The 22501-nt window shown below is 39.4% G+C and carries 20 protein-coding genes; 9 read left to right on the top strand and 11 right to left on the bottom strand.

Features of this window, described 5'->3' with window-relative positions:
- Nucleotides 1–13: 13 nt before the first annotated feature.
- The 3 genes from hydF to LY28_RS02250 form a co-directional block, all read right to left on the bottom strand.
- Entirely contained in the window at nt 14–1210 is a 1197-nt protein-coding gene (hydF, locus tag LY28_RS02240) for a [FeFe] hydrogenase H-cluster maturation GTPase HydF (protein ID WP_110460542.1), read from the bottom strand.
- 72 nt (nt 1211–1282) lie between these two features.
- A complete protein-coding gene (locus LY28_RS02245; protein WP_110460543.1) occupies nt 1283–1573 on the bottom strand; it encodes a TM1266 family iron-only hydrogenase system putative regulator in 291 nt (96 codons plus the stop codon).
- 417 nt (nt 1574–1990) lie between these two features.
- Nucleotides 1991–3358 (bottom strand): MATE family efflux transporter, encoded by a 1368-nt coding sequence (locus LY28_RS02250; RefSeq protein ID WP_110460544.1) that lies wholly within the window; start codon nt 3356–3358, stop codon nt 1991–1993.
- A 147-nt stretch (nt 3359–3505) separates the two neighbouring features.
- Here LY28_RS02250 and hemW point away from each other — a divergent pair, with 147 nt between their 5' ends.
- Nucleotides 3506–4648, top strand: coding sequence for a radical SAM family heme chaperone HemW (hemW, locus tag LY28_RS02255; RefSeq protein ID WP_110460545.1), 1143 nt, complete (start codon nt 3506–3508; stop codon nt 4646–4648).
- A gap of 64 nt (nt 4649–4712) precedes the next feature.
- Here the strand turns inward: hemW and rpsT are convergent, their stop codons facing one another.
- Entirely contained in the window at nt 4713–4973 is a 261-nt protein-coding gene (rpsT, locus tag LY28_RS02260) for a 30S ribosomal protein S20 (RefSeq protein WP_110460546.1), read from the bottom strand.
- 387 nt (nt 4974–5360) lie between these two features.
- On the opposite strand from rpsT, the gene LY28_RS02265 reads away from it, so the two are divergent.
- From LY28_RS02265 to ligA, 4 genes are all read left to right on the top strand, one after another.
- The gene (locus LY28_RS02265; protein ID WP_165835467.1) at nt 5361–6824 is read left to right on the top strand and encodes a methyl-accepting chemotaxis protein; all 1464 of its coding nucleotides are present in this window, start codon (nt 5361–5363) and stop codon (nt 6822–6824) included.
- Nucleotides 6825–7009: 185 nt separating this feature from the next.
- Nucleotides 7010–8017: a GPR endopeptidase gene (gene gpr, locus LY28_RS02270; RefSeq protein WP_110460548.1), complete on the top strand. Its 1008-nt coding sequence runs from the start codon at nt 7010–7012 to the stop codon at nt 8015–8017.
- Nucleotides 8018–8230: 213 nt separating this feature from the next.
- Entirely contained in the window at nt 8231–8941 is a 711-nt protein-coding gene (locus tag LY28_RS02275; RefSeq protein WP_110460549.1) for a M50 family metallopeptidase, read from the top strand.
- 67 nt (nt 8942–9008) lie between these two features.
- Nucleotides 9009–10979, top strand: a complete 1971-nt coding sequence (gene ligA / locus LY28_RS02280) for an NAD-dependent DNA ligase LigA (protein WP_110460550.1) — start codon at nt 9009–9011, stop codon at nt 10977–10979.
- A gap of 22 nt (nt 10980–11001) precedes the next feature.
- Here the strand turns inward: ligA and LY28_RS02285 are convergent, their stop codons facing one another.
- Nucleotides 11002–11442 carry a MarR family winged helix-turn-helix transcriptional regulator gene (locus tag LY28_RS02285; protein WP_110460551.1) on the bottom strand — a complete coding sequence of 147 codons (441 nt, stop codon included), beginning with the start codon at nt 11440–11442 and terminating at the stop codon, nt 11002–11004.
- A 383-nt stretch (nt 11443–11825) separates the two neighbouring features.
- On the opposite strand from LY28_RS02285, the gene LY28_RS02290 reads away from it, so the two are divergent.
- The 3 genes from LY28_RS02290 (at nt 11826) to LY28_RS02300 (ending at nt 14551) form a co-directional block, all read left to right on the top strand.
- Nucleotides 11826–13181, top strand: coding sequence for a citrate/2-methylcitrate synthase (locus tag LY28_RS02290; protein ID WP_110460552.1), 1356 nt, complete (start codon nt 11826–11828; stop codon nt 13179–13181).
- Nucleotides 13182–13288: 107 nt separating this feature from the next.
- Nucleotides 13289–13672: a desulfoferrodoxin family protein gene (locus LY28_RS02295; RefSeq protein WP_110460553.1), complete on the top strand. Its 384-nt coding sequence runs from the start codon at nt 13289–13291 to the stop codon at nt 13670–13672.
- A 216-nt stretch (nt 13673–13888) separates the two neighbouring features.
- Nucleotides 13889–14551 (top strand): flavin reductase, encoded by a 663-nt coding sequence (locus LY28_RS02300; RefSeq protein ID WP_110460554.1) that lies wholly within the window; start codon nt 13889–13891, stop codon nt 14549–14551.
- A gap of 233 nt (nt 14552–14784) precedes the next feature.
- On the opposite strand, the gene LY28_RS02305 is transcribed toward LY28_RS02300, so the two are convergent.
- From LY28_RS02305 to LY28_RS02335, 6 genes are all read right to left on the bottom strand, one after another.
- Nucleotides 14785–15174 (bottom strand): bacteriohemerythrin, encoded by a 390-nt coding sequence (locus LY28_RS02305; RefSeq protein ID WP_110460555.1) that lies wholly within the window; start codon nt 15172–15174, stop codon nt 14785–14787.
- A gap of 219 nt (nt 15175–15393) precedes the next feature.
- A complete protein-coding gene (locus tag LY28_RS19335) occupies nt 15394–16239 on the bottom strand; it encodes an alpha-helical endospore appendage domain-containing protein (RefSeq protein ID WP_207658045.1) in 846 nt (281 codons plus the stop codon).
- A 129-nt stretch (nt 16240–16368) separates the two neighbouring features.
- The gene (locus LY28_RS02315) at nt 16369–17481 is read right to left on the bottom strand and encodes a BclA C-terminal domain-containing protein (RefSeq protein ID WP_110460556.1); all 1113 of its coding nucleotides are present in this window, start codon (nt 17479–17481) and stop codon (nt 16369–16371) included.
- Nucleotides 17482–17521: 40 nt separating this feature from the next.
- Complete coding sequence (locus LY28_RS19650) at nt 17522–18634, bottom strand: BclA C-terminal domain-containing protein (RefSeq protein WP_110460557.1); 1113 nt, start codon at nt 18632–18634, stop codon at nt 17522–17524.
- Between the two features lie 128 nt (nt 18635–18762).
- Nucleotides 18763–19668 (bottom strand): alpha-helical endospore appendage domain-containing protein, encoded by a 906-nt coding sequence (locus LY28_RS19470; protein WP_242981124.1) that lies wholly within the window; start codon nt 19666–19668, stop codon nt 18763–18765.
- Between the two features lie 231 nt (nt 19669–19899).
- Nucleotides 19900–21024 carry a glycosyltransferase gene (locus tag LY28_RS02335; protein ID WP_207658046.1) on the bottom strand — a complete coding sequence of 375 codons (1125 nt, stop codon included), beginning with the start codon at nt 21022–21024 and terminating at the stop codon, nt 19900–19902.
- Nucleotides 21025–21198: 174 nt separating this feature from the next.
- Between LY28_RS02335 and LY28_RS02340 the strand changes: the two genes are divergently transcribed.
- Complete coding sequence (locus LY28_RS02340; RefSeq protein ID WP_207658049.1) at nt 21199–22299, top strand: tetratricopeptide repeat-containing glycosyltransferase family 2 protein; 1101 nt, start codon at nt 21199–21201, stop codon at nt 22297–22299.
- Nucleotides 22300–22501 lie beyond the last annotated feature (202 nt).

Consider the following 22501-nt stretch of genomic DNA (forward strand, 5'->3'; position numbering starts at 1 on the left):
TTTCAAATGGTTTCTATTTTAAACTTATCTTGTCAAGTATACCTGACAGATATGCAATTACCACTCCGTAGTTGGACATGGGGATTTCCTGCTCACGTGCCCTTTCGATTCTTGAAATAACATATTTGCGGTTGAACATACAAGCTCCGCACTGGATAACCAGAGCATATCCGGTAAGGTCATCAGGGAAATCGTTCCCGCTGACTATATCAATTGCAAGCCCCTGACCGACTTTTTTACGTAAAAGGTTAGGGAGCTTTTCGCGCCCTATATCCTCAGCAAGAGGGGCATGTGTGCAGGCTTCGGCAATAAGCACCCTTGAGTCCTCGGTCAAGTTGTCTATAGCTGCCGCACTTTCGGTAAAATATTCAATATCTCCTTTGTAGCCTGCAAAGAGAACTGAAAAAGATGTCAGCTTGCTTTTTTCAGGCTTTTTATCGTAAACAGTTTTAAAAACCTGTGAGTCGGTAATTATGACATCAGGGGGGGAGGATAATGATTTAAGTGCAGCATCAAGCTTGTCGGTTGTGGCACTCAATACTAAGCATTTTCTGTCCAGCAGCTCCCTCAGTGTCTGCACCTGCGGAAGAATCAATCTGCCTTTTGGTGCCTGAATATCCTGAGGCATTACCAGAAGGACAACATCCCCATCCTTAACAATATTGCCTGTAATTGTCTTTACATCATAATCCTCCGGAAGATGCCTCAGAATAGCCGTACGAATCCGGTCAATGCCGGTCTTATTGCTGCTGCTGGCAACAACGGGTTTTAATCCGGTACTGTTTTCAATATATTTACAGACAGCGTCAGTATCGGTTAGCAAATCGGATTTGTTCAGAACTGCAATAGCCGGAATGTTTCTTTTTCGAAATTCCTCAAGCCACTCCTTTTCAATGTCAATTACAGTGTCTCCTCCAATTACAATCAGTGCTATGTCTGTTTTCGCGGCAGCCTCTCTGGTTTTTTCCACTCTCAGCTGACCTATGGCCCCTTCATCATCAAAGCCTGCTGTGTCTATTAAAACGCAGGGGCCGATAGGGTATATTTCCATAGATTTATACACCGGATCAGTTGTAGTACCGGCAAACTCGGATACCAATGCAGTATCATGTCCTGTAACAGCATTTATAAGAGATGATTTACCGCTGTTTCTTTTCCCAAAAATCCCTATGTGCAGACGATTAGCCCGAGGTGTTTCATTTAAGCTCATAAATAATACTCCTTTTAAATAGATTCAGGTTTTATTAAGGCAGCCTGTAACCGTTTGTTTTTTAATTAACTCTTAGTTATTACCTCCGATATCAGCCGTTAAATCAAAAAGCTTTGAATAAGCGGTTTTGGCAGTTATATTCGGAAGCATGCCCAATTTTCCGGACAATGCGCTTATTACATCATTTGGGGCATCCATTACAATACAAATAATAGATATATTGCGTTTTTGATACGGAATACCCATCCGTCCGATAATATATTGACTGTATTCATGAAGAACAGTGTTTAATTTTTCAACAGATTCGGGATTTTCGATTATAATGCTTACGGCAGCAATTCTTGTTTGAAAGTTTTTATTCAAGTTAACCTCCTTGCCTTATACAGGCCTTAAAATTTACTCATACGATTCTTGGAAAGAGGGTGAGACTCTTGTAAAAGCTTTAAACACAAATAAAAAATCCTTGTGTTAAGGCACAAGGATAATATAGCTGATAAATTAAGCTCTTAGAGAGCTTAATCCGATATGCTTATTTATTCGTTGCCTTCACAGTCGGGACGAACCCTCATGAATCAGTACAATTACTTTTTTAATATAATTTTTGTATACTCCAAGGCACCTTGCTGAAAGAAAAATCTCGCAGCTTGCCACACTATGTTGTATCTGTATCTTACTATTGTAAAATAAGTTCGGAAATATTTCAAGATGCTTATTTTATGTATTTGCCGGTTATTATATAAAAAGCATATATTTTTTGCCAGACAGCTCATGAAGGATTGGCTAAAGCAAATCTCTGGTTACGTTGTTCAGCCACTTTTTACTTTTGTATCTCCAAAGGATGAGAGGTATTTTGATGATTTCATCACTCATCAATATCATGTACACAACAGGCACGCTCCAGTGGAAAACAAAGGCTGCCAGAGCACCAATCAGAATTGAGCCTCCCCACATTGTGGAAACATCAAGATAAAGACCGAATTTGATATCTCCGCCTCCCCTGAAAATTCCCACAACCAGAGTTGTATTAACGGCTTGTGCAACAACAAAATAGGACATAATAAACATCATCGTTGATAGATACCCCTGCGTAACATCACTAAGGCTGAGAGAGGTCATTAAAACCGGCCGGACAATAAGAATTACTATTCCTCCGATTAAGCCCGCCAGTATACTCAGCTTAACAAAGCGTTTTGCGTAAATCCTTGCAGCTTCGATATTATTTTCACCTATAGTCTTGCCTATTGTTATAGCGGCTGCATTTGCAATTCCAAAGGCGATAACAGTGGCCAGCTGTCTTGTAATCTGTGCAACGGAATTGGCCGATACAACGGAGCTTCCCAAATGTCCGATGACAACTGCATTCATGGCGACGCCTGTACCCCACATAAGCTCATTTATAGTAACAGGTATGGAGTATCTGATAAAATCTTGAAACAGAATACTATCGCGGACAAACAGGGTTTTAAATCTGAAAAGTATAACCTTGTTAATCCTTTTTGCATATATAAAAACACTGATAAGCTCAACAGCTCTGGCTGACAGGGCAGCAACGGCAGCACCTTGAATTCCCAGCTTCGGACAGCCGAAGGCTCCTAAAATAAAAAGCGAGGCAATAATTACATTTACAAAGAGGGAAATAAGATATATAACTGTTGAAACCAGTACACGCTCAACACTTCTCATTACATTTAAATAAATCATGGTCACAGACATAAAAATATATGAAAGCGAAATAATTCTCAAATATTTTACACCTTCAGCAATAACAGGCGCTTCATCTGTGAATATATGCATGATCTGAGCAGGAAACAGCAATACCGCTGCCGTAAAAAAAATTGCAACTGAAAGGGAAAATCTCATGCAAATTCCCATAATCTTTTCAATAGTAGCTTTATCCCCCTTTCCCCAGTATTGTGCCGTAAGAACGGCAGCACCTGAGGTTAAGCCAAAGAAAATCAATGTCATTATAAACTGAACCTGTCCGGCCAGGGATGCGGCAGAAAGCACTGTTTCACTGACACTTCCAAGCATGAGAACATCTATTGAATTTATGCCCACAACTATTAAGTTTTGAAGGGCCATTGGAAATATAAGGGCAAATGCCATTTTATAAAAAGAGTATTTATTTTCTGAAATTTTATTTTCCATTGTATGCTCCAAATTAAGTGATATAATATACTAATATATCATAACATAATGTGTTAATATAAGTAACATAAAATAATAAATAATGTCTGATTCTGTTGCAAAGAATAGGAGTATAATTTCAGACAATAGAGTTAGGAAGATGTATTTATGTCACCGATGACTAGAACAGGCTTATATATTCATGTTCCATTTTGCAGTTCAAAATGTAATTATTGCGATTTTAATTCCTATGCGGGAAAGCTCCATTTAGCTGAAAAATATTTCAGCGCAGTGCAAAAGGAGATTCAGCTTTATTATAATACAATGAAATACAATTTAATTGATTCTATATATATAGGAGGAGGAACTCCCTCCTGTATAAAGCATAAGTATATCTGTGAAATATTAGATATGTGCAGGATTAATTTTAATATTGCCGAGGATTGTGAAATAAGCATAGAAAGTAATCCTGGTACCCTTGATATCGAAAAGCTGACTGCATACAGAAGCAGCGGAATCAACAGGATAAGCATCGGACTTCAGGCTTACCGCCGCAGTTTGCTGAAATATTTGGGAAGAAGGCACTCAGCCGAGGATTTTATTTCAAGTGTTGAGCTTGCGAAAAAAGCAGGTTTTTGCAATATAAATGCAGATATTATATTCGGGATTCCGGGTCAGACTTTTGAGGATTGGACGGAAACCTTAAGGGTGTTGGTTGAATTGGGCGTAAAGCATATCTCGGCATACAGCCTTAAAATTGAAGAAGGGACAAAATTCGGAGATATGCTTGAAAATGGAGAGCTTATTCCGGTTGAGGATGAGCTTGACAGGGAAATGTATCATTATGCTGTTAACTATTTTAAAAAAAATGGGTTTAAACAATATGAAATATCTAATTTTTCCAAAGAAGGCTATATATGCAGGCACAATCTGATATATTGGAAATGTGCCGACTATTTGGGCTTGGGAGCCGGGGCGCATTCCTTGCTGGATGGCGAAAGATTTTCAAACAAATGCTCAATTGAAAGCTATACCGGTGACTTGGAAAGGGGAGTAAAGCCTGTTGAAGAGAGATACCGGCTTGAATATTCCGATAGAATGTCCGAATATATGTTTCTTGGGCTAAGATTAAATCAAGGCGTAAATAATACTGAATTTAAAGAATTATTTAAAAAGGATATGTTTTTTTTATATAAGGAAAGCTTTGAAGAGCTTCAAAAAAACAAGCTGATAGAAATACAGGGCCAGAATGTAAGATTGACAGGTCTGGGGCTGGATTTGGCAAATCAGGTGTTTGTAAAATTTGTATGAAAGGCTTGTACAATAAAAATAAAAACTCAGGGAAACCTGAGTTTTTGTTTTTGTAATTTTAAAATTATTTTGCTGCATTCAAAGCCTTTGCTAATCTGGATTTCTTTCTCGCAGCAGTGTTTTTATGAAGTAAATTCTTAGCTACAGCCTTATCTAAAGCCTTAGTAGTTGCTTTGTAGGAATCGGAAGCTGTATCGGAACTTGTTGCGATAGCCTCTTTACATTTCTTGATAGAAGTTCTGAGAGCTGTCTTTTTAATAGTGTTTTGCAATGTCTTAGTTTGAGTTACCTTAACTCTCTTTATTGCTGATTTAATATTTGGCAAAGTATTCACCTCCTGCAAGCCTAAATTTGCTTACTGCATGAGCAAAAATTACACATAATATTTAATCGGTTAAAAAACCGCTTCTTGCCCGTAACAGATGATATTTTACCATGAAAAAATTCAAAAAGCAAGCATTAACCTAGAATTTTCTAATTTTTATGAATAATCATATCGAGTTCTGATTAAGGTCGATTGCGTTTCAAGCCTTACTGCGGTAAAGTGTACTTGAAAAGGAAAATTTAATATGGTACAATGCATCTACGTAAAAAAATATAATTGAACATATTAAACTAAGTACAAAGGCGTATTAGGGTGAACCTGTTACGCTTTTTTCTATTATGGGCAATGCCGGCTTGCCGGCATGCATTTCCAGGGAGGGTTAAAATAATGTATGGTGTGGTGCTTGTTCTTTTTATAGCTTTAGTTGCAGCTTTAATTGCGGCTTTGATAATAATCGCAGTATTAATACGGCACAACAGAAAGGTGTTTGAAAAAAAAGAAGCAGAAGTAAAAAGATTGAAAAAGGACTTGGAAAAGTTAAACATTGAATTGTATGTATCCTCAAGTCAGGTGGCTTCTGTTTCAGAGCAATTATGTGTAAATATTGACGAAAATAATAGCTTTTCACAGCAGGTTTATGCAGAGACAGTTGAAATGGCAGACTTAAATGAAAAGGTCAATAGCAATATAAATAATATTTTAAAAGAGGTAAAAAATGTAATCAATCTCATTGAGGACACAAAAGGAATATCCAATCAGCTTCAATCCATTAATACTTGTGCGGGAACAGTAATAAATACAAGCAGGGAGGAAATATACAAGATTGTAAATACAATCGGGGAAATACAGGCTTCTTCAAATATGACGATTAAGTATATGGACTTGCTGTCAAGCAGCTCAAGGGAAATTATTAAAATTTTGGAAACAGTAAACAGCATTTCGAAGCAAACTCACTTATTGGCGTTAAATGCGTCAATTGAATCAAGCAGGGCAGGAGAAGCCGGAAGAGGGTTTGCGGTTGTGGCGGAAGAAATAAGGAAACTGGCTGCTGAAAGTGAGAATGCCGTAAAAGAAATTAATGTTTTGATTAGTACCATACAAGAAGAGATAACCAATGTAAATGACGTAGTGGATGAAAGCGCAGCAAAGGTTCAAAGAGGGGTGCAGGTTTCTAAGGGTATCGGAGAAAATCTGGAAAACATAAGCAGTTCTTTTCGCGAGGTACTTGATATGTCTATGAAAATTATCAGCTTATCTGAGAGTGAGTCGGAATACGCAAATCAAATAGCAGGTGAAATGAGTAAGGTGGAAAAACTGGTAGGGACCAATGCAACTAGGGTAGACGAGGTTACAGCATCTGTATTCAAGCAGAAGGATAACGTACAGGAAATAGCAGAAATGAGTATACGCCTGAATGAAGCCTCTCAAAACCTGACCGGATTATTTGATTCAACTGAGCTGACAGCTTTGTTTACGGACAACGGGGAAAAAGAAAAGAAAATTGGGGAGATGTTCAAGGTCATCAGAGAATTGACACTTATTCCGGGAATTCAGGAGATTGATAAGAATGTACATAGAGAAAAGATGAAACAATTATTGGGCGGTTCTGAATTTATGGAGGCAATCTGGAGTAATGATGCTAAGGGCAGATTTATATGTTCAATACCGGAAGCAGGTATTGCAAATGCAAATGTCAGGGAATGGTTCAAAAAAAGCCTTCAGGGAGAGGATTTTATTTCACAGGTTTATGTATCTGCAATAAGTAAGAATCCCTGTATCACTATTTCAGTTCCAATAAAATCAAAGGCGGGACAAATTATCGGAGTAATTGGAGCTGACTTGAAGGTTTAAAGGCTGACAATTTAGGGATTTTACCGCATTTTTTCATTTTATGAAAACAGCGGTAATTTTTTTGCAAGGTATATGATAAAAAGATGACTAATTCATACTAAAATAATTTTATTTAGAAATAATATTAAATAATACTATTAAAGCATTGAAAAATAGTCAGAAGCTACTGAAAGGAAATGACAGTCATGATAAACAATTCTAACAGGATTACAGACTTAGCTATTGAAGCACATGAAATCTTTATGAACAGCAGTGAGGCAAAGCAGCAGGCACAGGAGAATAAAACGCCGCCGGGTGTTATCCTTGAAGATGCAGGAGATGAGGAGGTTAAAATCACCAGAGTACGTATAACCTCGCCTACCGGTGAAGCTGCAATAGGGAAGCCCATGGGGAACTATATTACACTGGAAATTCCTCGCTTGAGGGAGGATGATACCGGAATCAACGAAAAAACAATTGATATGATGTCAAAGGAATTAATCTCATTATTGGAGTTAAAGGACGATTCCACAATTTTGGTTATTGGCTTGGGAAATTGGAATGTTACTCCCGATGCGCTTGGACCTAAGGTAGTTTCAAGCCTTATGGTAACCAAGCACCTTCTGGAATATGTGCCGGAGCATGTGGACAAAGGAGTAAGGCCTGTATGTGCGGTATCTCCCGGCGTTCTTGGAATAACGGGTATTGAGACAGGAGAGATAGTAAAAGGAATTGTTGAGCGTGTAAAGCCGGATGTTCTGATAGCGATAGATGCATTAGCTGCAAGAAGTATGGAGCGTGTCAGTACTACTATCCAAATTGCCGATACCGGAATAGCCCCGGGAGGAGGAGTGGGGAATAAAAGAATGGAGATAAGCAGGAATACCGTAGGAATGCCTGTTATAGCTATCGGAGTGCCGACAGTGGTTGATGCCGCCACTTTAACAAATGATGCTATTGATTTGGTGATTGACAGCATGATAAAAGAAGCTCCTGAAGGTACTGATTTTTACAATATGCTCAGGGATATGGACAGAGATCAGAAATATGAGCTGTTGAAGGAGTCCCTGAATCCATTTGTGGGTCAGCTGATAGTTACGCCAAAGGAAATAGATGACATAATCAGCAGAGTGTCAAAGGTGGTGGCAAATGGTCTGAATATGGCATTGCACCAAGGTATAACCCTCAAGGATGTGGGAAATTATGTGAACTGAGGATTATGTCAACAGCTATAAAATAATATATATTTAAAAAGCTCACAAACAGGATAAGCACAGTGCTTTGCCGTCGTGCAGCATAAGCTGCGTTTACGGCAAAGCACTGTGTATTTTATATCCCGTCAATTGATGTCTTTATTTTTCCTTGAACACAGGTTATAATTTATAAGGAAGATTTGGTCAAACAGCATAAAGCTTTAGGGGGAATTTATGAAGCAGACAGGAAGGTTTTTTATCATATTTATTGCACTTATGGTCTTATGGAATACTATTTTTATCAAGCCTATCAAGCTCTTCACGGTTTTTCTGCATGAGCTGGGGCATGTATTTATGGCTTTGGTTACAGGAAGCAGTATAACGGGGATAAAAATATATTTCAATGAAAGCGGTTATGTGACCTCACTTCCGAAGGACTGGCTTTCAGCTTTTCTTATTGCAAACGGCGGCTATTTGGGAAGTGTTCTTTTTGCTATCTGTATATTGCTGCTTAAAAATACCAGATTGAAAAATTACATAATCGGAGTAATAGCGGTTGTTTTTTTAGCTGTGACATTTAGCTACTCAGGAATTTTTTCCTTTACGATGCTGTATTCTGTGATTTTCGCCGGGTTTGCAATTATTATATATATGATTCATAATGAAAAATTAAATGAGTGGGTAATAGAGATTATCGGAATAGGAAGTGTGACATACGCAATTTATGATACTTTTGTAGATACAATTTTAATGCAGATAAATTATCAGTTTGATTTGTTCAGATTAGGCGGGATGCCAAAAACCGATGCTGTACGGTTAGCTGAGCTGACGCATATTCCTTCTGCGGTATGGGGTGTTGTCTGGCTTGCAATATCTGCCTTTGCAATATACAGTACCTTGTTCAGAAAAAGAAATACACGGTCAAGAGGAAGAAAAACTTATTAATATATACAGCAATTTATTTGTTTGAACTGTGGATAAATCAATCAGGGAAATTACCGGAGGGAAAAGCATGAGCAACAAACTTCAATCCATGAAAGAAAAGATAGAGATATTAAACAGAGCAGCTAAGGCATATTATCAGGAAAATACCGAAATAATGCCAAATATAGAATATGACAGGCTGTATGATGAGCTGCTGGAGCTTGAAAAGGAGACCGGTGTTGTTCTTTCAAACAGTCCTTCAATAAATGTCGGATATGAATTACTCAGTAATTTGCCGAAAGAAAGGCATGAAAAGGCAATGCTGTCTTTGGATAAAACAAAGGAGGTCAGTACCCTGAAGGAATGGATTGGTCAGCAGACCGGAGTGCTTTCATGGAAGCTGGACGGACTTACCATTGTTTTAACCTATGAAGAGGGCAGGCTTGTAAAGGCTGTAACCAGAGGAACCGGTGAAGTGGGGGAGGTAATAACAAATAATGTTAAGGTGTTTACAAACATTCCCCTTAATATTTCATATAAGGGAAATCTGATCCTGAGAGGAGAAGCTATAATAAAATATTCTGATTTCGAAAGAATAAACAGTCAGATAGAAGATGTAAACGCTAAATATAAAAATCCGAGGAATCTTTGCAGCGGCTCTGTAAGACAGCTGAATAATAAGATTACCTCGGAGAGGAATGTCCATTTCTTTGCGTTTTCCTTGGTTAAAGCAGATGAGCTTGAATTTGAGAACTCAAGGATGGCTCAGATGAATTGGCTGAAGGCTCAAGGGTTTGATGTGGTTGAATTCAAGGAGGTTAATTCGTTTAATATTGAGGATGCGGTTTTTTGGTTTGAACAGAAAATTACGGGGAATGATTTTCCTTCTGATGGCTTGGTCCTGATGTATGATGATATTGCATACGGAGAAGGTCTGGGGACAACCGCAAAGTTTCCCAGAGATTCAATAGCCTTCAAGTGGCGTGATGAAATTAAGGAAACAAAGCTTCTTAAAATAGAGTGGAGTGCATCAAGAACAGGACTGATAAATCCTATAGCGGTATTTGAGCCGGTGGAGCTTGAGGGAACCACCGTTGGCAGAGCCAGTATACACAATATCAGTATAATGGAGGGCTTGGAGCTTGGAATCGGTGATACGATATGTGTATACAAGGCTAACATGATTATACCTCAGATTTCAGAAAACCTTACCAGAAGCGGTATGACCGAGCCTCCGGAGGCTTGTCCGGTTTGCGGCGGCGAAATTGAAATAAAGCAGGAAAGCGGCGTGAAATTTTTATATTGTCCCAATGAGGAATGCCTTGCAAAGCAAATTAAAGCTTTTACACATTTTGTAAGCAGGGATGCAATGAATATTGAAGGCTTATCGGAAGCAACAATTGAGAAGCTTATTGCAAAGGGCTTGGTTAAGGAGCTTGCGGATATATTCCAGCTTGAAAGCTATAAGGATGAAATAGTGAATATGGAAGGACTTGGCGAAAAATCCTTTAATAAATTAATTGCTTCGGTTAATAAAGCAAGGAATACAAGTACCGTAAGACTGCTATACAGCTTGGGAATTTCAAATGTAGGCCTGTCAAATGCAAAGCTGATTTGCAGGAACTTTAAATATGACTGGAGCAAAATTGCGGGCGCTGACTTTGAGGAATTGATTGAAATCGGAGGTATAGGCGAAATTATGGCAGAAGCCTATGTGAGCTTTTTCAGAGATGAAAAGAAGCAGGTCATAGTAAATGATATACTGAAGGAGATAGAATTTGAAGCTATACCGGCATCAGATACGGAAACGATTTTTGAAAATATTAATTTCGTTATAACAGGCTCGGTTGAGCAATTTAAAAACAGGGATGAGTTGAAGAACTTAATAGAAGAGAGGGGCGGTAAGGTAACAGGCTCTGTAACTTCAAAGACAAACTACTTGATCAATAACGATAATTTGTCGGGCTCCTCAAAAAATAAGAAAGCAAAAGAGCTTGGGATAAGCATAATTACTGAAGGCCAGTTTGTTGAATGGCTGAATAATGGTCTAAAACCATAAGGAATACGTCATAATGAAAAAGCTACTCCAGTTTTTTTAAAATTTTAAGAGTTGTACATGTAGCGTTATTGAACTCTTCCTTTTCTTCATTGGTAAGAGTATTCAAAAGACTGACAAGGTTTTTTTTGAGCTGTTCTTTTTCAAAGGATATAAAATTTCTCCCTGTGTCGGTTAAACGAATTAATACCAGCTTTCTGTTGCTTTCATCGCAAAACCGTTCGACACAGCCGGATTTTACCAGCGGTGCGACAGCCCTTGTGGCTTGCTCATGGGAAGAAGCAATATAGGCGGCAATTTGGGACATGTTCAGACAAGGCTTACCCATTAGTGCAAATAATATAAATAATTGGGTTTTTGTAAAATTTAAGTGCTTAATATCAATTGAGTTTAATATTATTTTCTGACACATGGGAAATATTTCAAACAGTGAAATAATAGCCTTTTCAGTTCCTAAGTTGTTCATGCGTTCCTCCGATAGCCATTTTAGTATCTTTAAAGCAGTTTTGCTTATAAATTACAGACGATAGAGTATGATAGTACTCATAAAATTTAAAGTTTTACTTACAATAATACTATATTACAAAAAGCAATTACGGTTGAAGGCTTTTACGGCGATATTTATACCGGTTTTTCAGCTTATCGTAATTAAAGTCAATTACGGTTCAAGCCTTCGCAACAATATGATTTCAGCCTGTAGTAATTGACTTGTTCAGCTATCTATTATATACAATTACTTGACATATGTCAAATGTATAAAATAATCAAATGTTGACATTTATCAAATAATAAAGTATATTTAAGGGTATAAATTAATCGGGGAATATTAAACAAAAGGAGGAGATAAATATGACAAATACAAGAAATGTTCTTGATACATATGTTGAGGAAAAGGCGGAAATTTGCAGAAAAAGTTGTAATATAGACAGTGGCTTATATAATGAATATGGTGTGAAAAAGGGCTTGAGGGATAAAGATGGAACAGGAGTACTGGCAGGTCTGACAACAATTTCTGATATTCAGGCATATAAAGAGGTTGAAGGCAGCAAGGTTCCGTGCGAAGGAAAGCTTCTGTACCGTGGATATAGTATTACGGATATAGTAAAAGACTTTGTATCAAATAAACGTTTTGGCTTTGAGGAAACGGCATATTTACTTTTGTTTGGAAATATTCCGGATGACAGCCAGCTTGAGGAATTTAAATTGAATATGTCAAAGTGTCAGACGCTTCCTACGAATTTTGTCAGGGATGTGGTCATGAAAGCCCCCAGTAAAGACATTATGAATTCATTAAGCAAAAGCATACTTACTCTGGCATCCTATGATGACAGGGCAGGGGATTTATCTTTACCCAATGTTCTGAGACAATGTATGATGCTCATCAGTACTTTTCCAATGCTGGCGGTATATGGGTATCATGCTTATAATCATTATGTCCGTCACGGAAGCTTCTATATTCACAGACCGGATAAAAGCCTGTCCGCAGCGGAGAATATTTTGCTTATGCTTAGGCCGGACATGAAATATACCGAACTGGAAGCAAGAGTTTTGGATATTGCGTTAGTCCTGCATATGGAGCATGGAGGCGGTAACAATTCAACATTTACAACTCATGTTGTCACATCCTCAGGTTCTGACACATATGCGGTTGTTGCAGCGGCGCTGTCTTCGCTGAAGGGGCCGAAGCACGGCGGTGCAAATATAAAAGTAGTTGAGATGATGAATGATTTGAGGGAAAATGTTTCGGATATCAGAGATGAACAAAAGGTAATACAATATTTGGAGAAAATTCTTAATAAAGAGGCTTTCGATAAAAAGGGTCTGATATATGGTATGGGACATGCGGTTTATTCTTTATCAGATCCAAGAGCAACAATATTTAAAGGCTTTGTGGAAGAATTGGCTGAGCAGAAAGAGAGAAACGAAGATTTCGAGCTTTACTCCACTGTTGAAAGGCTTGCTCCTCAGGTAATCGCAAAGGGCAGGAAAATTTATAAGGGTGTGAGTGCCAATGTTGACTTTTACAGTGGATTTGTTTACAGTATGCTGGACATTCCGCTGGAATTATTCACACCTATATTTGCAATGGCAAGAATAGTTGGCTGGAGTGCTCACCGTATAGAGGAATTGATTAATGTTGATAAAATTATAAGGCCGGCCTATAAGGCAGTTATGCCTGAAAGGGAATATATTCCAAAAAGATAAAGACTCAAGTTTTTAAATTTTATGCTTCGTAGATTTTGTAATAGTGTTTATTTACGGTTTTTTGGGGTAAAAATATAATAATCAAATTCTAAGGAGGCAATAATTGTATGAAAAACAAACCTAGATTTTTTGTCTGTAAGCATTGCGGTAACTTGGTTACCTTTATAAAGGAGTCCGGCGCACCTCTTACATGCTGCGGTGAATTAATGTCTGAAATTTCACCGAATACTGTGGATGCTGCTGTTGAAAAGCATGTTCCTGTTGTAACTTCCGATGGCAATAAGGTGACGGTCAAAGTGGGAAGTGTGGAGCATCCTATGATACCGGAGCATTTTATACAATGGATTTATTTGGAGACAGATAAGGGATATCAGATTAAATATTTAAAGCCTGAGGAGAAACCAGAGGCAACATTTTTATTAAACGATGAAAAAGCTGTTGCAGCTTATGAATATTGTAATCTTCACGGCTTATGGAAAAAAGAAATATAAAAGCAGCTTTAAAGGCAGAATAAAATGTTGCGGATATCTGATTATTAAGCAAAAAATTTTATTCTGCTTTTTATAAGCATTAGTATAAGTTTAATACATATTAATGCCTGAAACCATAATTGCCCTTAATCAGTTGATATAAGCCGCAGGTATTTGCTGCTTCAGGCTTTCAGCTGAAATTAACTACATCAATCCACAATTAAAAGGGGAAACATTATGAATAATAATGCATTTTGGAATCTGTCTTATGGTGTCTATATTATTTCTGTGTGGGATGGCGAACGCCCGACCGGCTGTACTGCCAACTGCGCCATGCAGATTACAGCTGAACCTCCTACTATCGCTATCAGTATAAATCATGATAATTATACTAATCAATGCATTGAAAAAACAGGGAAGTTTGCAATTTCGATATTGGGATATAATTCGGATCCGTCCATAATCGGAACATTTGGTTTTAAAACAGGAAAAGAAATAGATAAATTTGCTTCTGTAAGTTTTGAAAAGCTTGCAGGAATGCCTGTAGTAAAGGATGCATGTGCTTATATAGCTTGTGAAGTCATTAATAAGATGGAGACAGACACACATACTGTTTTCTTGGGAAGGGTTTTTGATGCTGATATTCTTTCAGATAAAGAGCCTATTACTTATTCTTATTATCATAAGGTTTTAAAAGGAAAAAGCCCGAAAAACGCACCTACTTATATTGCCGACAACATAAAAGTTAACAGCGAAATAGATTCTGAAGCTTCCGAAGGGTACGTTTGCAGCATATGCAAGTATCAATATTCAGGAGATATTCCTTTTGAGGAACTGCCTGAGGATTATAAATGTCCCATTTGCGGACAGCCCAAAGCAGTATTTAAAAAACAGGTTTAGTACAAATAAAAGGTTTGCTGAAATATTATTTTTATAGGCAAAAAGTCAATTACTATGTTCAAAGCCAAGCTTAAAGGATATCTAAAAACAGTGCCCGTCCTTGGATATGCAGTGTTACGGAAACCTTTCAGGCGAAGGCTTTTGAACCGTAATTTACCCTGTCGATTTCAACAAGCCTTTTTTAGGCTATGTAAAGGAGGCCTATGCTTCTGATAAAGCAAAAATTCGCCCGGTTATTTTCCTATTAAGGTATCTTGCTTCAAAATGTGTTCCACCAGCCAGGTAGTTAAAAAGTCCAGCAGCTCCAATAAGGAGTCTTTTTGATTGGCATCAATAGTATTATAGTTGATACTGTTTATTTTTTCTATAAAGTCGTTGTGAGCAACCTTCTGGGAAAGCAGCTTCTTGTAGCCGATGCTGCTCATATACTCCTCTTCATTTTTAAAATGATACTTTGTATATTCCTTCAAGTCCTTAATTACATTTAATATATAGTCGTATTTATCTTCTATGAATTGGTTTGTCAACAAATCATAGCACTCATTTGCAATTGCAAATAGTTTTGTATGCTCTTCATCAATGGAAGCAATTCCGGTGTAATATTCAGGTTTCATTTCGTACATTTCGTTTCACCTGCCATGTCAGTATTTTTATTAATATTGTTACTAGTATTTTACACTATAAACGTTAAGCTTGTAAAGCGACAAGATACGACAATTATGACAAGAAAAAATACAAGCTGAGAACTTTTTTATCAAAATGCGGTATAGTTTCCTGCCTTCACCAACCTGTATATTTGGTCAGGGGTATAATGCAATATATAAGGTATCCCAGAATTGCTGCTAGTAAGCACTCAAATTTTCCGGGCTTCTGTTTGTTTTTGCACAGTTTTCAATTTCCAAATTGCCTGCGGTCAAGGTCACTATTCCGCTGTCATTATTGAACTCAGAATTTAAAGAGCATATTATCATTTGAAATTTTTTATTGCAGCCGTAATCCCATACGGTTAGTGTGAAAGAAACCGCACACTGTGTCAGCCTCTGTTCTGAATTTTTTATAGCCATTACTCCCTGACCCTGAACGACTATGGTATTTGCATCTTGAACAGGCTGGCAGGATTTTGCATTGCCATTGCAATGCACTTCTATGCTTTGCGGAAGGGAAAGCAAGATTGCAGACCGTATTGAGCCTTCGGTTTCTTTGAACAAGGTATATTTTATGGAAAACGTGGTGCAGTTTTCATATAGATTGCACAGACTTGATTCGATAGTAGCTGTTCCGCATTTAAAGGCATTGGCTTCGTCGCTTATGTAGCCTTCGCCGTAGCCGGTTAGAATGCATTCTGGTATGCATTTTGGCTTTGGGGGAGGGCAGGGACTATATGGAGTGCTGCAGACATTCGGGATGTGAGTTATTACGGTATCCAGCTTTTCCTGCAAGAGCATCTGCAGCTTCATGGTTTCCCTTATAACCTTTTCGACTCCGTAGTTGACATCTTTTATATCAGCAATAGAAAACGGCTTGTGTGCTTCTGATTTGAATAAATATTGGAGTTTTTCTCCCTCTGCATTTATAATATGAGCCAGACCCATTTCCTCCATAGCGATGGATGCCAGCAGCATATTAAATGCATCCTCACGATCTATGTCAATAATGGGAGTTAGGTTTGGGATATTGGGCATGGACATGGGGAAGTCTCCTTTCAGTATTGTATATTATATAATTAAATATATGTTTGTAATCACGGCAACTTGCTTTTTGAACCCAAAATAATTTGTGAGAGGGTTAAAAAGTTCCTCCCACAAATTATTGAAATCTCAACTGAGGCGTATCATCATAAGAGATGCCCCGGCAGAATTGTTTAACAGTATGGCGGAGCCTATAAGCCCGTATAATTGCAAGGTTACTGTTGCTCCTACGGCCAGATCTATGGTAATCTCATTTGAATAGCTGGAGACTGACAGCGCAGGTGCTATTGTTGAGGCTGTATTGGCAGATCCGTTGATTATGAGTCTGCTTCCCAGCAATAAGGTCCCGGTTGTATTTACGTAATACGAAATCCGGTATCGTCCTGCCGTATTAATAGTAAAAATTGTATTTGCTCCATTTACGGTGATATCTGCTGATAGCAGCTGTGCGTTGGGAAGCGGAACAACTGACCCTCCCAAAAGTACGCCGATGGAAGCTCCGCTGGTATTGGCGGCAAATCCTGCTGTTGCAGTTGGGTTTGGACCTAAAGCACCGGTAGCGCCGGTATCTCCGATAGGGCCGGTGCTTCCTGCGCCTCCGGTAGGACCTGTTACTCCTGTTACTCCGGCAGCACCGGTTGAGCCGGTATCTCCGGTGGGACCGGTAGCTCCTATGGCTCCTGCGTCCCCGGTAGCTCCTGTTATACCTGTAATGCCTGTTGCACCGGTAGCGCCGGATGCTCCGTTGGCACCGGTAGCGCCGATAGAGCCGGTAGCTCCGGTAATACCGGTAATACCTGTAACGCCCGCTGCTCCGACAGCCCCAGTGGCCCCTGTAACGCCGGTAGCCCCTGTAGCGCCGGTAGCACCTGTCGCCCCGGTAGCTCCTGTAGCGCCTGTAGCCGGTCCCGTAGCCCCTGTTGCCCCTGTGGGGCCTGTGGCTCCTTGTAATATAGGAGCTGATATTGCGGCTTCAAACTTTTCACGCAGAAATAATTGATTTTGTACTGTGCTTTCAAGTACATCTCGAATGCTTGTATTAGCTGTGAGTATATCACTGAGAGTTGCAGGACTGCCGCTCAGACCGGGAAGTGTACCCAGTATAAATTGCAGCTTTTCTCCTTCTGTATTGGTAATATGGCTTAAACTTAGCTCTTCCATGGCAATAGAGGTTATAATATAATTGATTACCTCATCACGTGTAAGAGAAGGGCTTATCGTTGGAAAACTAGGTTGTGACATGCAAAAGGACCTCCTTTCAATACTGATTTCAAAACTTGTTTCAGCTTAGACGTACAATCATAAGGGAAGCACCTGCAGAACTTCCCAGCAAAACAGCTGTACCCAAGAGACCAAACAACTGAAGTGTAATTGTAGTCCCTACTGTCAGAGCAATCAGAATTTCATTTGAAAAGCTGGAAAGACTCAATAAGGGTGCTATTGTAGATGCTGTATTTGGAGATCCATTTATAATTAAACGTGTACTTAATGCTAATGCCGCCGTTGTATTAACATGGTACGAAAGGCGGTATCGTCCCGCGGTATTAACTGTAAAAATCGTATTCGTACCGTCTACGGTTATATCTGCCGGGATAATCTGGTTATTCGGAAGCGGAACTGGTGTGCCCACGGCTATAACGGAAATGGAAGAACCGCTGGTATTGGCTGCAAAGGCTGTTGTTGCAGTTACATTGGTACCGGTAGGCCCGGTAGGTCCGGTAGCCCCCGTAGCCCCTGTAGCTCCGGTAGCCCCGGTAGCTCCGGCAGCTCCGGCAGGTCCCGTTGCACCGGTAGATCCTGCCAAGCCGGTAGGCCCCACAGAACCAGTGGCCCCGGTGTCGCCTGTTGGCCCGGCGGCTCCTGTAGCTCCGGTGGCACCTGTTATACCGGTAGCTCCAGTAGGTCCGGTGGAGCCAGTAGCTCCGGCTGGTCCTGTAGCACCGGTTGGTCCGGCAGCTCCTGTAGCCCCTGTAGCACCAGTAGCTCCGGCAGCTCCGGCGGCTCCAACGGCACCTGTAGCCCCAGTGGCACCGGTAGCCCCGGTCGGACCACCGGAAGGGCCTGTGGCACCTGTGGCGCCTGTGGCGCCTGTAGGCCCTTGCATTACTGATGAGTCAAGTGCGTTTTGCATTTTTGCATTCAAAAAAAGCTGATTTTGGACAGCGCTTTTAAGTATGTCCTGTACACTGTCATTTACTGCAAGAACATCACTTATAGTTGCTCCGGGACTGCTTATTCCCGGTATAGTTCCAAGCACATACTGAAGCTTCTCCCCTTCTGCATTAAGGACATGACTTAATCCTAATTCTTCCATGGCTATTGAAGACAGAATCATGTTAATTGCATCATCTCGTGTAATTGGAGGACTTATAGTTGGAAAACTTGGCTGTGACATAAAAAAACCTCCTTATAAAGTATACATAAAGTACATATCAGTACATTATGCTTTTAATATATGATTTGAATTTACTTTAAGTTCCTTGTTATAAGCTTAAAGCTGCTCGGCAATCAAATCTGCTATTCTCACGCGCATATATTGGAAAGAGTAACGAGCCAGCCTGTTTTATGTACGCTTACATCACAAGTTGATATTATATCCCCTATAGAAAACCCGGATATATTTTGTATCCTGAAATTTATGGGAGGTGCATTAAGAGTAGTGCCAAGGCCTGCGGAAATCGCACCTATTTCACAGCCATTGACCTTGTTGAGTACAGCAAGAAAGTAGGGCTTATTGGCGAGCATTGTATAGCTGTTAACCAGAGGCAATGAGAATATACCTGCCGAAATTGAATTAATCAGCGGAGTTACGGCTACTACAACAGCACTGATATTGGACTGAGGCTCCAATATTGCCATTTGAAATTCTCCCGAAGAGCACCCTACTTGGACTATGTAAGCAGCGATACTTTCGGCAGTGCGTTCGATACCGCTGTTAAATACCAGAGCGCCAAAGGCTTGATTGCTTCCTCCTCCTTCATTAAAGGAGATAACAGTGTTAATTGTACCTATATCTGTTGTCATGATTGTAGGGTCTCCGCAAGAACCAGCCGCAGCCCCTGTGGCTCCGGTGGCACCTGTTGCCCCGGCAGGTCCGGCTGCTCCTGTAGCTCCCGTAGGCCCTGTTAAGCCTTGTGTCACTGATGAATTAAGGGCGTTTTGCATTTTAGCGTTTAAAAAGAGCTGGTTTTGTAAAGCACTGTTGAGTACTCCTTGTACACTTTCATTCACTGCCAGAATATCATTGATTGTCGCACCGGGACCGCTCAATCCGGGAATTGTGCCAAGTACATACTGGAGCTTTTCGCCTTCGGCATTTATCACATGACTTAATCCGAGCTCTTCCATAGCTATTGAAGAAAGAATCAGATTAATTGCATTTTCCCTTGTAATAGCGGGGCTTATGGTCGGGAAAGTAGGCTGAGACATAAGAACCTCCTAAATAATATTGTTAGTATGTTTATATTATATGCCTTTGGATATATGTCCGATTCCCACAGTATGCATACATAATACACTATTTTTTTATGCTTTGACTAAAGTCAATTATGGTCAAGCCTTCGGGACGATATTTATAATATCGTTTTTTAGGAGAATTAAGCTTTTAAGCTGCTATCCAGCTTGGATTTGAATTTTGTTCTTTGAGCTTTACTACCCAAGCTATTGGCCGATAGTAATTGACTTTAAATAAAAAAGTCTGTCCGATGCTTCCTGACAATCAGGATATAAGGAAATTGCCCGGGAATAAGCGTTAATTGCTTCGGAGGGATTCCCCATAGCTTCTGAACATCTTCCGATAAAATACCATGCACGAAAGCCTCCGCAGCCTGTCATAGTAAGATACCGGGGATTATTATCCCCCAGCTTGACGCATTGCTGAAAGGCTGAGATTGCTTCTTCCGGCTTTTGTTTTTCAAAGAGGATAAGACCTTTGTAAAAGTGGAGGTCTACGTATTCCGGATATAAGGCGATAGCATTGTTTATGCCTGGCCATGCCCCTTCAAAGCTTCCAAGAGCAAGCAATATGTCATATTTAAGTTTGTATAGCAGAGAGGGCGGGATTGTTTTTTTTTCAAGAAAGCGTTTAAGGGATAAATTAATATTATTAAAGGCTTCAATATACTTTTTCACCCTGTAATATTCACTTGCAATATGGTAATCTATCCATGGGCTGTAATCAGAACCCTGTTTTTCCTTCTGTAGTAAGTATAGATTTCTTTTATGCTTTTCTTTGATTTCAACTACATGCTCCATATAACCGTAATGATATATGCGTGCATTGGGGATAACCTCATAATTGGCAGAAGCGGAACTGATTTGTATATCCAGATGTTCGTGTATACTGCCGGTAAAGCGGATGCCCCTGTTATTCCGGAAAAGCCTGTAGCTTGAAAAAAGATATGATTTATTTGGATCGGGGGGAGGAGAACCGAAATAATTAATAAGGGAAATCATCTGAAAATCTGTATCGCTTTTCTCAAGCATATTTAAAAAGCTTGCCGTATCATCTATTTCCAGCTCTTCATCAGCATCGAGCCAAAGTATCCATTTGCCGGAAGCCTTTTCCAGCCCGAAATTTCTTGCTTCGGAAAAATTTTCATTCCAAAGGAAAGTATATATACAAGCATTGTATTTGCGGCATATTTCTTTTGTGCCATCTGTAGATCCGGTATCCACAATAATTATTTCATCAGCTATATTACCGGCACTTTGCAGGCAATTATCAAGCCACGCTTCTTCATTCTTTACAATCATGCACAGCGATAAAAAAATATTTTTATTCATGGAAGCCTTTCCTGTGTGTAAATTTGCATACTATTTTATTATATGATCAAGTATGGGAATATTTGTTAAAAAGGATTTTTTTTCTGGAAAAGCTCTACTCGGTAAATTAAAGAATATACATATAAATATAATATAGATGATAGGAGAAATGACGTGATTACAGTCAGCCTTTGTATGATTGTCAAAAATGAGGAAGAGGTTATTGAACGCTGTCTTTCGTCTGTATCTGATTTAGTTGATGAAATTATTATTCTGGATACGGGCTCTGCTGACAAAACGAAAGCTATTATAAGTAAGTTTACAGATAATATCTATGACTTCCAGTGGATAGATGATTTTGCGGCAGCCCGCAATTCAGCTTTTGACAAAGCAACGATGGATTACATTTTGTGGCTGGATGCGGATGATGTTATGGATGATATAAACCGGAACAGATTTTCAGCGTTAAAAGAAAGTCTGGAGACTGATGTGGATTCAGTGACAATGGAATACCAGCTTTCCTTTGATGAGTATGGAAATGTAATCTTTAGCTTACGCCGTAACCGTCTTGTAAAAAGAGCCAATAAATTTCGCTGGATAGGTCCGGTACATGAATATCTTGAGGTCGGAGGGAAAATATATAACAGCGATGTTTCCATCGCGCATAAAAGCCTGCACCATGACAGCGACAGGAATCTGAGGATATATGAAAAACGTTTGTCCAAGGGCGAAAAGTTTTCTCCGAGAGATATGTATTATTTTGCGAATGAGCTGATGGATCACAAAAAATATAAGCGAGCTACTCAGTATTACAAACAGTTTCTCGGTACAGGCAAAGGATGGGTGGAGGATAATATCTCCAGCTGCAGTAAGCTGGCAGATTGCTATCATTATTTGGGGGATTATGACAATGAATTGGACGCTGTACTGAAATCTTTCAGATACGGAGGAGCCAGAGCTGAATTCAGCTGCCGTTTAGGCTACCACTTTCTGCAAGACAAAGACCTTTCTTCTGCAATATTTTGGTATAAGCTGGCTACAATGCTCAAACCGACAAGGGAGCAGGCAGGTTTTCAAAACCAATCCTTTTACACATGGCTTCCGTATTTGCAGCTATGCTTATGCTACAGTCAGCTTGGCGAATATAAAATGGCCTATCTTCATAATGAGGTTGCTCTGCAATATCGTCCTAATGACCAAAGAATGCTTCAAAATCAGAAGTTTTTAGAGGAAATTTTAGGACCGGAGGTTCCAGGGATTAATAATACCGAGGGTAAAGATGATACACCGGAATAAATATATTTATGCGCAGTTAGGAGCTGCCCGGTGTTATATTTGTGCAGAAGGCGGTTTATCAAGGCTTGTTAAGGACTGAGGCCGGGCTGCAAATATAATGTGTTGCTAAAATGCTGAAAAAAACATAAAATAATATCGATTTTTGTCTTGACGTGGAAGGAAATCTGAATTAAAATAAAGACATATAAAAAAACTAATTATA

Origin of the sequence: Ruminiclostridium sufflavum DSM 19573 (genome assembly GCF_003208175.1) — a bacterium.
Taxonomy (GTDB): Bacteria; Bacillota; Clostridia; order Acetivibrionales; family DSM-1351; genus Ruminiclostridium; species Ruminiclostridium sufflavum.